General features: G+C 63.3%; 11 protein-coding genes. 6 read left to right on the top strand and 5 right to left on the bottom strand.

Translation table 11 applies throughout. From position 1 onward, the window contains the following. Positions 1–136 precede the first annotated feature (136 nt). On the top strand, positions 137–2491 hold the full coding sequence (locus BN1233_RS12230; RefSeq protein ID WP_046863774.1) for a bifunctional salicylyl-CoA 5-hydroxylase/oxidoreductase: 2355 nt from the start codon (positions 137–139) through the stop codon (positions 2489–2491). A 537-nt stretch (positions 2492–3028) separates the two neighbouring features. Here BN1233_RS12230 and BN1233_RS12225 read toward each other — a convergent pair. The 5 genes from BN1233_RS12225 to BN1233_RS12205 all read right to left on the bottom strand — a co-directional run bounded on the left by BN1233_RS12225 (position 3029) and on the right by BN1233_RS12205 (position 7640). Further along, on the bottom strand, positions 3029–3727 hold the full coding sequence (locus tag BN1233_RS12225) for an ABC transporter ATP-binding protein (RefSeq protein ID WP_046863773.1): 699 nt from the start codon (positions 3725–3727) through the stop codon (positions 3029–3031). Further along, positions 3727–4479, bottom strand: coding sequence for an ABC transporter ATP-binding protein (locus tag BN1233_RS12220; protein ID WP_046863772.1), 753 nt, complete (start codon positions 4477–4479; stop codon positions 3727–3729). The genes BN1233_RS12225 and BN1233_RS12220 overlap by 1 nt, the downstream gene beginning before the upstream one ends. Further along, positions 4476–5426 carry a branched-chain amino acid ABC transporter permease gene (locus BN1233_RS12215; RefSeq protein ID WP_046863771.1) on the bottom strand — a complete coding sequence of 317 codons (951 nt, stop codon included), beginning with the start codon at positions 5424–5426 and terminating at the stop codon, positions 4476–4478. Before BN1233_RS12215 ends, BN1233_RS12220 begins: the two co-directional genes overlap by 4 nt. A gap of 36 nt (positions 5427–5462) precedes the next feature. Further along, a complete protein-coding gene (locus tag BN1233_RS12210; protein ID WP_046863770.1) occupies positions 5463–6383 on the bottom strand; it encodes a branched-chain amino acid ABC transporter permease in 921 nt (306 codons plus the stop codon). Between the two features lie 84 nt (positions 6384–6467). After that, complete coding sequence (locus BN1233_RS12205) at positions 6468–7640, bottom strand: ABC transporter substrate-binding protein (protein ID WP_046863769.1); 1173 nt, start codon at positions 7638–7640, stop codon at positions 6468–6470. 235 nt (positions 7641–7875) lie between these two features. Here BN1233_RS12205 and BN1233_RS12200 point away from each other — a divergent pair, with 235 nt between their 5' ends. Genes BN1233_RS12200 through BN1233_RS12180 form a run of 5 tightly spaced genes read left to right on the top strand, consistent with a single transcriptional unit; the run spans position 7876 to position 12885 of the window. Further along, positions 7876–8640, top strand: coding sequence for an SDR family NAD(P)-dependent oxidoreductase (locus tag BN1233_RS12200; protein ID WP_046863768.1), 765 nt, complete (start codon positions 7876–7878; stop codon positions 8638–8640). Between the two features lies 1 nt (position 8641). Next, positions 8642–9151, top strand: coding sequence for a MarR family winged helix-turn-helix transcriptional regulator (locus BN1233_RS12195; RefSeq protein ID WP_425311706.1), 510 nt, complete (start codon positions 8642–8644; stop codon positions 9149–9151). After that, complete coding sequence (locus BN1233_RS12190) at positions 9148–9981, top strand: enoyl-CoA hydratase family protein (protein ID WP_046863767.1); 834 nt, start codon at positions 9148–9150, stop codon at positions 9979–9981. Before BN1233_RS12195 ends, BN1233_RS12190 begins: the two co-directional genes overlap by 4 nt. A 1-nt stretch (position 9982) precedes the next feature. Then, the gene (locus BN1233_RS12185; RefSeq protein WP_046863766.1) at positions 9983–11218 is read left to right on the top strand and encodes an acyl-CoA dehydrogenase family protein; all 1236 of its coding nucleotides are present in this window, start codon (positions 9983–9985) and stop codon (positions 11216–11218) included. 14 nt (positions 11219–11232) lie between these two features. Further along, positions 11233–12885: a benzoate-CoA ligase family protein gene (locus tag BN1233_RS12180; protein ID WP_082145407.1), complete on the top strand. Its 1653-nt coding sequence runs from the start codon at positions 11233–11235 to the stop codon at positions 12883–12885. Position 12886: the final 1 nt, after the last annotated feature.

Below are 12886 nucleotides of genomic sequence, written 5' to 3'. Positions count from 1 at the left end.
CCTGCGCTCCGTCCGGCGTAGCGCCCTGAAATTGGGCTCTCATGGGCAGCTGGCCGCCTGCTTGTTCGCCAAATTGTTTTAAGCTTAAATCAATTTGCAATGGGCCGGTGTAAACTGGCCAGGACCGGAGCAGGCGATGAAGATTGCCGTGATCGGCGGAGGACCCGCCGGCCTGTATTTCGCCATCCTGATGAAGAAGCAGCGCAGCACGGCGGACATTGTCGTGTACGAGCGTAATCGGGCCGATGACACATTCGGGTTCGGCGTCGTCTTCTCGGATGCCACGCTCGACAATTTCGAAAATGTCGATCTCCCGAGCTACCGGCGCATCACACAGGAATTCGCCTATTGGGATGACATCGAGATACATTTCCACGGCACCGAGCACCGCATCGGAGGCAATGGCTTCTGCGGCTGCTCGCGCCGGACCCTCCTGCTGATCCTCCAGGAGCGCGCGCGCGAACTCGGTGTGCGCCTGGTCTTCGAGGCGGACGTTGACGACGAGGAGACCTTTGCGGACGCCGATCTGGTTGTGGTGGCGGACGGCATCAACAGCCGGTTCCGGGAACGCTACGCGGCTCATTTCGAACCCGAAGTCGATCTCAGGCCCAACAAGTTCACCTGGATGGGTTCCACGCGCCCGCTCGATGCGTTCACCTTCATTTTCCAGGAGACCGAGTGGGGTCCGTTTATCGCGCATGCCTATCAATATGAGGCTGGGCGCTCGACCTGGGTGTTCGAAACGGACCCGGCTACCTTCGAGAGAGCAGGTCTGCCCGCCATGGACGAGGCGGCCTCGGCACGCATGATGGAGCGAATCTTCGGCTGGTTCCTGAAGGGGCACCCGGTGCTCACGAACCGGTCCATCTGGCGCAACTTCCCAATGATCCGCAACAAGCACTGGGTGCTCGGAAACAAGGTCCTGATCGGTGACGCCAAGGCGACGGCGCATTTCTCGATCGGCTCGGGAACGAAACTTGCCATGGAGGATGCCATCGCGCTGGCCGACGCGTTCCGTGGCGAGGATAGGGTAGATCGGGCGCTTGCCCTCTACGAAGCCGGCCGGCGCGAGGAGGTCGAGAAGACCCAGCACGCCGCAAACGTCTCCCTGGTCTGGTTCGAGCATGTCGCGCGCTTCCTGAACTTCGATCCGGTTCAGTTCGCGTTCGGCGTGATGACGCGCGCCAAGGCCATCACCTACGATAACCTGCGGCTGCGGGCGCCAGAATTCGTGGCGCAGGTCGACCGGGCCTTCGCCCGCCAGGCAAAGCGGCACGACCCGGCAGTTGAGACCGAAAATCCGGTCGTGCCGATGTTCCAGCCTTTCCGGCTGCGCGAGATGACCGTTTCGAATCGCGTCGTCGTTTCGCCCATGGATATGTATTCCGCCGTGGACGGCGTTCCGGGTGATTGGCATCTCGTCCACTACGGCTCCCGCGCAACCGGCGGGGCGGGCCTGGTGTTCACCGAGATGACCTGCGTCTCTCCCGATGCGCGGATCACGTCGGGCTGCACCGGGCTCTGGAATGACGAGCAGGAACTAGCCTGGAAGAGGATCGTGGAATTCGTCCACACCCACACAGCCGCCAAGTTCTGCCTGCAGCTCGGTCATTCAGGACGCAAGGGCGCGACCAAGCTCATGTGGGAGGGAATGGACCGTCCCCTGGAAAATGGAGCCTGGGAGATTTGCTCCGCCTCGCCGATTCCCTACTTCCCGGACAGCCAGGTGCCGCGTGAAATCACCCGAGCGGAGATGGACCGCATCAAGGACGATTTCGTGGCTTCCGCCTGCCGGGCCGAACGCGCAGGGTTCGATATGCTCGAACTCCACTGCGCGCACGGTTACCTTCTTGCAAGCTTCATCTCGCCGCTGACGAACCGGCGCACCGACGAATACGGCGGCTCGCTCGACCATCGCCTTCGCTTTCCGCTCGAGGTCTTTGACGCGCTCCGCAGCGTCTGGCCTGCCCACAAGCCGATGTCCATTCGCATCTCGGCCACCGATTGGGCCGAGGGGGGAATCACGGGCGAGGATTCCGTGGAAGTCGCTCGCGCCTTTGCCGAGCACGGCGTCGATCTGGTCGACGTTTCAACGGGGCAGACGGTGCGAGATGCCCGCCCGGTCTTCGGGCGCATGTTCCAAACACCGTTCTCCGACCAGATCCGCAACGAGGCGCAGGTTGCCACGATGTGCGTTGGGAACATCACGACCGCCGATCAGGTCAATACGATCCTGGCCGCCGGCCGGGCGGACCTCGTTGCACTCGGACGCCCGCATCTCGTGGATCCGTTCATGGTCATGCGGGCGGCGGCCTGGTACGGCGCCGCCGGGATCCATTGTCCTCCGCAATATCGCCCAGGGCGGGACCAGATCTTCCGGAACTCGGTCCGCGACAGGCAGGACATGGAGGAGTTGCGCCAGAAGGCCCGCCCGAGGACGCGCGCGGAACTCAGCTTGTCGGCAGACCGGAAGCCGCTTGCTGCGGAGTGATGGCGAGCGAGGTTTCCAGCGACTGATCGCTTTCGTCCGATCTGCTCCGTTCGAGCATGAGGCTCCACCCGGCCAGTAATCTTTGCGCATTTGGCGAAAATCCGTTCAGACGCCTTGCAGAAGTACGAGCAGCATGCACGTAGCTGTCGTGGACAAAACAAAACCAAGTAATGCACGCCCCCAGTTTGGTTCACTCACGCTAACGTTGCCCTGTTCAGCTTTCATTGCATGTTCTTGGGATCCGTTCATCGCCAGCCTCAACTTCAATCGGATCAGTAACGGAATAGTGAAGCGCGAGTTCCGGTCGCAGACTGAGAAAGTGCGAGGGACCGGCGACAGCACGTCGTGCTGTGGATCTCGATTTCAGCGGGTTGAAGCCGGGTCGGACAGGGTGGCTCCCTCCACCACGCACCCTATCCCTCTGTGCAGACAGTTTGTCGTCTTCAGGTCCAAGTCAGGCTGGCCTCAACTACGCAACGATACACGGAAAGTGCCAACGCCGCCCTCGGCTTGGTCCGAATACGCAGTTGGACAGGACTATACGTGAAGGAAGCGGTCCTTCAGTGATGGGTCGCCTGCGAGTTCGGCGCTGCTTCCACTCCAGACGGATCGGCCCTTCTCGATGATCACGTGGCGGTCCGCCAGAGGCAGGAGCGCGTCGACGTTCTTGTCGATGACGAGGATCGCATGTCCTTCGTCCTTCAGATGTTTGAGGCAGGACCAGATCTCGGCGCGGATCAGAGGAGCCAGCCCCTCCGTGGCCTCGTCGAGGATTACCAGTCTCGGATTCGTCATCAACGCGCGGCCGATCGCCAGCATTTGCTGCTCACCCCCGGAGAGTTGCGATCCGAGATTGCCGCGGCGCTCGTGCAGGCGCGGAAACAACGCGTAAACTTCCGGGAGAGTCCACCGCCCAGTCCCCTTGCGATTTGCGGCGGTGGCGGCGAGGTTCTCTTCGACCGTCAGGGTCGGAAAAACCTGTCGGCCCTCCGGAACCAGTCCGATCCCATGCTGCGCAATGCGGTAGGGCGGGAGGCCGCTGAGCAGGCTCTCCTCGAATCGAACTTCGCCGGCCTTCGGGCGCAGCAGGCCCATGATAGACCGAACGGTCGTCGTCTTGCCCATCCCGTTCCGGCCGAGAAGCGTCACGACTTCTCCGCGGCCGATCTCGAACGAGATATCGAATAATACCTGCGCCGCCCCGTAGCCCGCCTGAAGGTTTCGGACCGCCAGCATCAGGCGGCTTCCTCGCCGAGATAGGCAGCGCGAACCTCGGAATTCGCGCGCACCTGCTCGGGCGACCCGGTCGCGATCATGCGTCCGTAGACGAGGACGCTGACACGATCGGCCAAGGCAAAGACGGCATCCATGTCGTGCTCGATGAGAAGGATGGTCATTCGCGCCTTGAGACGCCGGAGCGTCGCGACGACCTGCTCGGATTCCTCCCGGCCGGTGCCGGCGAGCGGCTCATCGAGCAGGAGAACCCCAGGTTTCGTCGCGAGCGCAATAGCGAGTTCGAGTTGCCGCTTCTCGCCGTGCGACATGAGGCCGGCGGGAACATGGGCCCGCGCGGCGAGCCCGACCTCTTCGAGACATGCGAGGGCAGGGTGGTTGAGTTCCTCTTCGCGAGATGCGTTTCCGAAGAAGCGAAAGCTCGATCCGGATCGCGCCTGGACCGCGAGGGCAACGTTCTCGAGAGCCGAGAAGCCAGGGAGAACCGATGTAATCTGGAACGTGCGCGCGAGGCCTCGCCTGACGCGCTCATGCATCGGTGCGTGGCTCACATCCTCGCCCGCGAGCCAGATCCGGCCCGAATCGGATCTCAAGAGGCCGGAAATCTGGTGAAGCAACGTGGTTTTCCCAGCCCCGTTCGGGCCGATCACGGCGTGCAACTCACCAGAATGCAAGGCGAGATCGACATGGTCGGTCACGACGAGGGCGCCAAAGTTCTTGCGGAGATTCTCGAGCCGCAGGATCGGTTCGGTCATGGCGCACGCCGCCCGAAGAGGCTCAGAATACCGCCGCGAGCGAAGATTACCGCGAGGATGAGGAAGGGACCGAAGATCATCTTCCAATGCTCCGTCAGTGCCGCAAGATGCTCCTCCATGAGAAGGAAAACGCCGGCTCCCAGGATCGGGCCGATCAGCGAAGACATCCCGCCGAGGACCACCATGAAGATCAGCTCGCCCGATCTCTGCCAGGTCATATAGGCCGGGCTGACGAACTCGGTCTGATTGGCGAGGAGGAAGCCCGAGAGGCTCGTCGCCATTCCGGAAATCACGTAGGCCGTGAGCTGATAGCGAAAGGGATGAAAGCCGATTGCGTCGACACGAACGGCGTTCTCCCGCGTCGCCCGCAGCACCCGGCCGAAGCGCGAGCTCACAAGCGAGCGGAACAGGAGAAAGACGACAAGGACGCAGGCGAGAACGGCATAGTAGAACACGACGTCGTTCTGGAGGACGGACGTGCCGAAGAGCGTGCTCCTGGCGGGCAGAGTCAGCCCGTCGTCGCCGCCATAGGCGGCGAGCGACGTGGCGAGGAAGAACAGCATCTGGCCGAAGGCCAGGGTGATCATGATGAAATAGACGCCCTTGGTGCGCAGGGAGATCGCGCCGGTCACGAGGGCGAAAAGACCGGCGGCCAGCATGGCGACCGGAATCTGGATGGTCGTTTCCTCGATACCGTGGCTCGCCAGGATCCCGGCCGCATAGGCGCCGATGCCCATGAAGGCTGCATGACCGAAGCTCACGAGCGCCCCGTAACCGAGTATCAGGTCCAGCGACATCGCTGCGAGCGCGAAAGCCAGGACGCGCGTCATGAGAGAGAGGGTGTAAGCCTGTGCGCCGTAGGCGGCGGCGAGCGGAAGCAGGAGTAGGGCTCCGAAGACCGCCAGAGCCAGGATATCGGCGCGCCCGACGCGTCTCGCGGCGGCCATACCGGCCGATGCAGCATTGCCGTGCACGGATTTCTCCTAACGCTTGGCCGGGAACAGGCCGGCCGGTCGGAAGAACAGCACAGCGGCCATCAGGATATAGATAAGCATCGGCGCGATGGCCCGCCCCGTCTGGCTGGCGGTGGATGGATCCAGTAGTAGGCGCAGGAGGTTCGGTGCAAAAGTGCGCCCGACCGTATCCACGATGCCGATCAGGAGCGCCGCAATGAAGGCGCCACGAATCGATCCGATCCCGCCGATGACGATCACCACGAAGGCCAGGATGAGAATGTTGTCTCCCATGCCAGGTTCTACGGAGAGGATCGGCGCCACCATGGCGCCGGCGAACCCGGCCAGCATCGCGCCAAACCCGAAAACCACCATGAAGAGACGGTGAATGTCGACGCCGAGCGCCGACACCATTGGCGCGTTCGAGGCGCCCGCCCGTACGAGCATACCGAGCCTCGTGTGATGCACGACGACGTACAAAAGGGCTGCGACCCCGAGGCCCGCCGCGATGATCGCGAGGCGGTAGATCGGGTAGAGGAGGCCGCTCGCGATCTCGACCGAGCCGGACAGGAGGTCGGGGACGGGAACATTCAGGGGGGCGGAGCCCCAGATGAATCTTACGGCCTGATCGAGAAACAGGATGACCCCGAACGTGGCGAGAACCTGATCGAGATGATCGCGGTCGTAGAGGTGGCGGAAGATCAGCACCTCGAGGAGCAGCCCGAAGACGAGGGCGCAGGGGAGGGCGAGGAGGAGACCCCAGCCGAAATTCCCGGTCCAGGCGGTAAATGCGGCCGCGAGATACGCGCCCACCATATACTGGACGCCGTGCGCGAGATTGATGAAATCCATGACCCCGAAGACGAGGGTCAGGCCTGCCGCGATCAGGAACAGGATGAGCCCGAACTGCAGACCGTTCAAGGTCTGGACGAGGAGAAGAGTCGCGATCATCCCGGTACGGTCTGAAGGTCTGTTCGAGGCTGTCGAAGAACAGCTAGGCGGGGCCGGCTTTATGCCGGCCCCGCGCTTTCACCGTCACTGGGTCGCCTTGCACTCTTTCGCATAGGTGTCGGTATAGTCGTCGAAGACCTTCTCGACGATCTCCGTCTGGAACTTCCCATCCGGCCGCTTGGCCGCCTTCACGAGATAGAAGTCCTGGATCGGGAAGCCATTGGCGCCGAACTTGAAATCTCCCCGCAGCGATTTGAAGTCCGCCTTGCGAATGGCGTCGCGCAGGGCGTCCTTGTCATCGGTCTTCCCTCCGGTCGTGCGAACGGCGCTGTCGATCAGGAGAGCGGTGTCGTAGGCGTGCATGGCATAAGAGCCCGGGACCGAGCTATAGGCCGCCTCGTAGCTCTCGACGAACTTCTTGTTTTGCGGCGTATCGAGGTTGGGGGCCCAGTTGGATCCGCCGAACATTCCGATGGCTGCATCCTGCTGGGCGGGCAAGGTCGATTCATCGACCGTGAAGGCAGACAGGAACGGGATGCGATCGGCAAGGCCGGCCGCGCGATACTGCTTGACGAGATTCACGCCCATGCCGCCCGGCATGAAGGTGAAGATCGCATCGGGGCTCAACGCGGCGATCTTGGCGAGCTCCGCCTGGAAGTCGAGCGTGTTGAGAGGCGTATAGGATTCCTCGACGATCTCACCTTTGTAGTGCCGCTTGAAGCCGGCCAGCGCATCCTTGCCGGCCTGATAGTTCGGCGCGAGCAGGTAGACGCGCTTGTAGCCGCGATCCTGAGCGACCTTTCCGAGAACCTCGTGGTTCTGGTCGTTCTGATAGGAGGTCGCGAAGAAGAACGGGCTGCAGTTGCGGCCGGCAAGGTTGGAAGGACCGGCATTCGGGCTGATGAAGAACGTGTTGGAGTCGACGATGGGCTTGTGGGCCGCGACTGCGACGTTCGAGAAAATCGGACCGACCACGAAGTCGACGTGATCCCGTTCGACGAGGCCCTTCGCCTTCGTGACGGCGACATCCGGCTTCAACTCGTCATCCACGACGAGGACATCGATCTCGCGTCCCCCGAGCTTCCCGCCCAGATCCTTCACGGCGAGGTTGAATCCGTCACGCGCCTGTTGGCCGAGGACGGCCGAAGGTCCGGACAACGTGAGGAGGAGGCCGATCTTCAGCTTCTCCTGAGCTTGCGCCGCCGAGGTGAGGCCGAGCAGCGCCGTCAGTGCTGCAGTCCCGAGTGTCACACGCATTACGATGCTCCCCATTTGGCTGATCCCTGCGCAGTTGACCTGCGCCTGCCCTGGTTCGATCCGGCCGTTGCAAAAGGCCGCCCGTTCCGGATCCGGACGGCATCGTGGCCCGGATTTCGGCTCCAAGCCAGCCCCTTCGCGCAACCGCCAAATCCGGATTGCCAGAAATTGTTTGAAGCTTAAAATATGCCGTGAAGCGCGGACAAGGGAAAACTTCCCGAGAGAGGGCGCACGGATGACGTTCGGTGTCGACGGCCGGCACGCACTCGTAACCGGCGGCTCGCGAGGGATCGGCCGAGCGATTGCGGCACGGCTCGCCGGAGCAGGCGCGATCGTCACGATCCTGGGCCGGGATCCCGTTGCCATCGACGCGGTAATCGGCGCCCGGGAAGCCCATGCCGGCTTTGTGGCGGACGTGACCGAGCCCGACACCTTCCGGAAGGTCATCGAAGATGCGGTGGCACAGTCGGGGCCGGTCGATCTCCTCATCGCGAATGCCGGCCAAGCGTCCTCTGCCCCGTTCGGTCGCACCAATCCCGCTCTGATCCAGCGGATGCTCGACGTCAATCTGTTCGGCGTGGTGCATAGCATCCATGCCGTTCTGCCGTCGATGATCGAAGCAGGCTTCGGGCGGATCATCACGATCGCCTCGACCGCCGGTCTGAAGGGTTATCCCTACGTATCGGCATACTGCATGGCAAAACACGCAGTGATCGGCCTAGTGCGCTCTCTCGCAGTGGAGTGCGCCATGACAGGAGTCACCGTGAATGCAGTCTGCCCCGGCTACACCGATACCGATCTCGTTGCCGAGAGCACCGAGCGCATCGCTGCGAAGACAGGGCGGAGCCGAGACGATATCCTCCAGGAACTCGTCAGCGGAAATCCCCAGAAGCGACTGATCGACCCTCCCGAGATCGCGGATGCCGTACTGTGGCTATGCGGCATGGGTGCGCGGTCGGTGACGGGCCAGGCAATCGCGATCGCCGGGGGAGAGATCTGACGTGAACGAGCGCGCCATCCCTCTCGATGCGGAGACCAAGGCGGTCGAACAGCCGGATCATCATCGGGACGAGTTGCGCCTCTGGCTGAGGCTCCTCACCTGCACATCCCTCATTGAGAGCGAGGTGCGTCGGCGGTTGCGTGAGCGCTTCGACGTGACCCTGCCTCGGTTCGACTTGATGGCGCAGTTGGACCGGGCACCGCAGGGAATGACCCTGTCGGACCTCTCACGACGCATGATGGTGTCGAACGGCAACCTGACGGGTCTGGTGGATCGTCTCGTGTCGTCCGGACATCTCGATCGCCGGACGTCGGAGGTCGACCGCCGCGCCCAAGTGATCAGGCTCACGGATCTCGGCCGGAGCGAGTTCCGGGCGATGGCCACCGAGCACGAATCCTGGATCGCCGCCATGTTTGCCGACCTGTCCCGGCTCGAACGGGACGATCTCATGCTGCTGCTCGGAAAAACCAAGGGGTCGGCGCGCCGCGCCGCAGGGAGAATAAGTGGATGACGAGAGCCGCAAACGGCATCACGCTCCCGGTATCAGAGTACGTTCCGTCCCATTTCAGCCTTTCGGTGGCGGGCGCCGTTGCGACCATCACGCTCAATCGTCCCGAGAGGAAGAACCCGCTCACCTTCGAGAGCTATCGCGAGCTCGCGGACTTTTTTCAGGCCCTGGCGAAGGACGACGAGGTGAAGGCCGTCGTCACTACCGGAGCCGGCGGGAACTTCTCGTCGGGCGGCGATGTGTTCGAGATCATCGGGCCCCTCGTCGAGATGAACACGCGCGACTTGACCGCGTTCACTCGCATGACGGGCGAACTCGTGAAGGCAATGCGCGCGGCGCCGCAGCCGATCATCGCCGCCGTGGAGGGAGTCTGCGCCGGCGCCGGCGCGATCATCGCGATGGCCTCCGACCTCCGCCTGGCATCACCCGATGCTCGCGTGGCTTTCCTCTTCAACAAGGTGGGGCTGGCAGGATGCGATATGGGCGCCTGCGCGATCCTGCCCCGCATCATCGGCCAGGGCCGTGCTTCGGAGCTTCTCTACACGGGCCGATTCATGAGCGCGCAGGAGGGCGAACGCTGGGGCTTCTTCAGCTGCATCGTAGAAGGGGAGGTTCTTGCGGAAGCCCGAATGCTCGCCGAAACGATCGCTTCCGGGCCGACCTATGCGAATACCATGACGAAGCGGATGCTCGCCATGGAATGGGCGATGTCCGTCGAGGAGGCGATCGAGGCCGAGGCCGTGGCCCAGGCCCTGTGCATGACGACCGAGGATTTCGCGCGCGCCTACCGGGCCTTCGCCGCAAAGGAGAAGCCCGTGTTCGAGGGCGACTGAGATGGCGAACGGGCCAATTGCGCGCGCGGCACGCCATCCCGGGACGGATGGAGGCCTGCTGGCCTGGCCTTTCTTCGATGCCGAACATCGAGAATTCGCCGAGGCGCTTGCACGATGGACCGCTGAAAGCGTTCCCGGTCTCGTCGACCATGCAGATGTCGACAGTGCCTGCCGGCGCCTCGTTCGGGAGCTTGGTCGAGTGGGCTGGCTGAAGGCGACCGTGCCTGCCGCCTATGGCGGGCTTCGTCCGGGATTCGATGTTCGCACGCTTTGCCTCGCACGGGAGATCCTCGCGCGCGAGGAAGGACTTGCCGACTTCGCGTTCGCGATGCAGGGCCTCGGCACCGGCTCGGTGACCCTGTTCGGGTCCGACGAATTGAAGCAGCATTACCTGCCCGGCGTGGTGGCGGGCACAAGGATTGCAGCTTTCGCGCTCTCCGAACCAGAGGCAGGGTCGGACGTTGCGGCAATCGCCACGATGGCGACGCCGGACGGGGCCGCTCATGTGCGTCTCGACGGGACGAAGACTTGGATCTCAAACGGCGGTATCGCGGACCACTATGTCGTGTTCGCTCGCTCTGGTGAGGCGCCCGGGGCGCGAGGGCTATCGGCCTTCCTTGTGGATGCCGACAGCCCGGGACTGACTGTCACAGAGCGGATCGAGGTGATTGCACCTCATCCCCTTGCGACCCTGCAATTCGAAAGCTGCCGGATTCCACTCACGCAGCGAATCGGCGGGCCGGGAGAAGGCTTCAGGGTCGCCATGGCGACCCTGGATGTCTTTCGATCCACGGTGGGTGCGGCTGCCCTCGGATTCGCGCGGCGCGCCCTTGATGAGGCCGTGACCCATGCAGCCTCGCGGCATCTCTTCGGCGCTCCGCTCGGCGACCTGCAGATGACGCAATCATCGCTTGCGGAGATGGCGACCGAGATCGATGCAGCAGCCCTGCTGGTCTATCGCGCCGCCTGGACGAAGGATGGCGGCGCTCAACGGATCACACGCGAAGCCGCCATGGCGAAAATGTTCGCCACCGAAAGTGCGCAGCGGGTCATCGACCGCGCCGTCCAGATCTTCGGAGGCCTCGGCGTCATGCGCGGGGTCAAGGTCGAGGAACTCTACCGAGAGATCAGGGCGCTCCGGATCTATGAGGGAGCGACGGAGGTCCAGAAGATCGTGATCGCCCGCGACCTTCTGAAGAATGTCGAGGTCGGTTCCAAATCGCTGCCGGCCAAATGAGGGAGATCGGGACCATGGCTCGCACGGCCCATGTCGATACCTTCGTTCGTGACAACCTGCCTCCGAAAGAGCAGTGGCCACAGTTCATCTTTTCCCTGCCCGAACTGCAATACCCCGAGCGATTGAACTGCGTCTCGGCTTTTCTCGACCGCTGGGTCGAGGAGGGAAGGGGGGACGAGCCCTGTCTCGTGACACCACAGGAGACACTCAGCTATCGGGAACTCCAGGAGCGGGTCGACCGGATCTGCCATGTCCTCGTAAACCAACTCGGGCTGGTGACGGGTGGGCGGGTTCTGCTGCGATCGGCGAACAACGCGATGCTGGTCGCGACCTACCTTGCCGTCCTCAAGGCGGGGGGGATCGTGGTCGCTACCATGCCGCTTCTCCGCGCGAAGGAACTCGCTCAACTCGTCCGGAAAGCCAGAATCGGACTGGCCCTCTGCGATCACCGTCTTCTCGAGGAACTCGAGCGGGCTGTTTCCTTAGCGCCCGAGTTGAAGGGCGTCGTCGCTTGGGGCTCCGGACAGGGTGGCGACCTCGAGGGCCTGATGTCGCAAGTGTCCGGCCCGTTTCCCGCCGTCGATACGGCGGCCGGCGATGCCTGCCTGATTGCCTTCACGTCGGGCACCACGGGCGAGCCAAAGGGCACGGTCCACTTTCATCGGGACCTCCTCGCGATCTGCGACTCCTACTCTCACCACGTCCTGAGGGCACGGCCGGAGGATCGGTTCATCGGGTCTCCGCCGCTTGCCTTCACGTTCGGGCTCGGGGGAATCGTGCTGTTCCCGATGAGGATCGGCGCCTCGGCCGTCCTTCTCGAGAAGGGAGCACCCGACGATCTTCTCGCGGCCATTGCACGTTACCGCGCGAGCGTCTGCTTCACGGCGCCAACCGCCTACCGAGCAATGCTGACGAAATTGCAAGATCACGATGTTTCGTCCCTGCGCAAGTGCGTGTCCGCTGGTGAGACGCTTCCGAAAGCAACGTTCGATGCGTTCTTTCAGGCGACGGGATTGAGGCTCATGGACGGCATCGGTGCGACGGAGATGCTCCACATTTTCATCGCCGCCCGCGAGGAAGACATTCGGCTCGGAGCAACGGGAAAGCCCGTTCCCGGCTACGAGGCCAAGATCATCGACGAGACGGGGCGCGAGTTGCCTCCGGGAGCGATCGGACGCCTCGTGGTTCGCGGGCCGACGGGCTGTCGCTATCTCAATGACGAACGGCAACGACGCTACGTCGAGAACGGCTGGAACGTCACGGGCGACACCTACATCATGGATGAGGACGGCTACTTCTGGTATCAGGCCCGATCCGACGACATGATCGTTTCGTCCGGCTACAACATCGCCGGCCCCGAAGTCGAGGCCGCTCTCCTCACGCACGAGGCAGTTGCGGAATGCGGCGTGGTCGGTGTGCCGGATTCCGAACGCGGGATGATCGTGAAGGCGTATGTCGTGCTGCAGGCCGGCCACAGCCCCGGCGGCGACCTCGTCAAGGCCATACAGGAGCACGTCAAGGCCGAGATCGCCCCATACAAATATCCACGCGTGATCGACTTCGTCGACGCGCTTCCACGGACCCCGACGGGCAAGCTCCAGCGCTTCGAGCTCCGGCGCATCGCGCTCGAGCAGGCTGCTGCAGCAAACGCCGCGGCAGCGGAGTAGG

Origin of the sequence: Microvirga massiliensis (assembly GCF_001006805.1) — a bacterium.
Classification (GTDB): domain Bacteria; phylum Pseudomonadota; class Alphaproteobacteria; order Rhizobiales; family Beijerinckiaceae; genus Microvirga; species Microvirga massiliensis.
The sequence above is the reverse complement of the archived record's forward strand: the minus strand, read 5'-3'. Positions and strand labels throughout refer to the sequence as shown.

Bases quoted from the DNA above. Each gene is read 5' to 3' on its own strand.
- BN1233_RS12230 (WP_046863774.1), top strand. From the start codon at position 137: ATGAAGATTGCCGTGATCGGCGGAGGACCCGCCGGCCTGTATTTCGCC.
- BN1233_RS12225 (WP_046863773.1), bottom strand. From the start codon at position 3,727: ATGCTGGCGGTCCGAAACCTTCAGGCGGGCTACGGGGCGGCGCAGGTA.
- BN1233_RS12220 (WP_046863772.1), bottom strand. From the start codon at position 4,479: ATGACCGAACCGATCCTGCGGCTCGAGAATCTCCGCAAGAACTTTGGC.
- BN1233_RS12215 (WP_046863771.1), bottom strand. From the start codon at position 5,426: ATGGCCGCCGCGAGACGCGTCGGGCGCGCCGATATCCTGGCTCTGGCG.
- BN1233_RS12210 (WP_046863770.1), bottom strand. From the start codon at position 6,383: ATGATCGCGACTCTTCTCCTCGTCCAGACCTTGAACGGTCTGCAGTTC.
- BN1233_RS12205 (WP_046863769.1), bottom strand. From the start codon at position 7,640: ATGCGTGTGACACTCGGGACTGCAGCACTGACGGCGCTGCTCGGCCTC.
- BN1233_RS12200 (WP_046863768.1), top strand. From the start codon at position 7,876: ATGACGTTCGGTGTCGACGGCCGGCACGCACTCGTAACCGGCGGCTCG.
- BN1233_RS12190 (WP_046863767.1), top strand. From the start codon at position 9,148: ATGACGAGAGCCGCAAACGGCATCACGCTCCCGGTATCAGAGTACGTT.
- BN1233_RS12185 (WP_046863766.1), top strand. From the start codon at position 9,983: ATGGCGAACGGGCCAATTGCGCGCGCGGCACGCCATCCCGGGACGGAT.
- BN1233_RS12180 (WP_082145407.1), top strand. From the start codon at position 11,233: ATGGCTCGCACGGCCCATGTCGATACCTTCGTTCGTGACAACCTGCCT.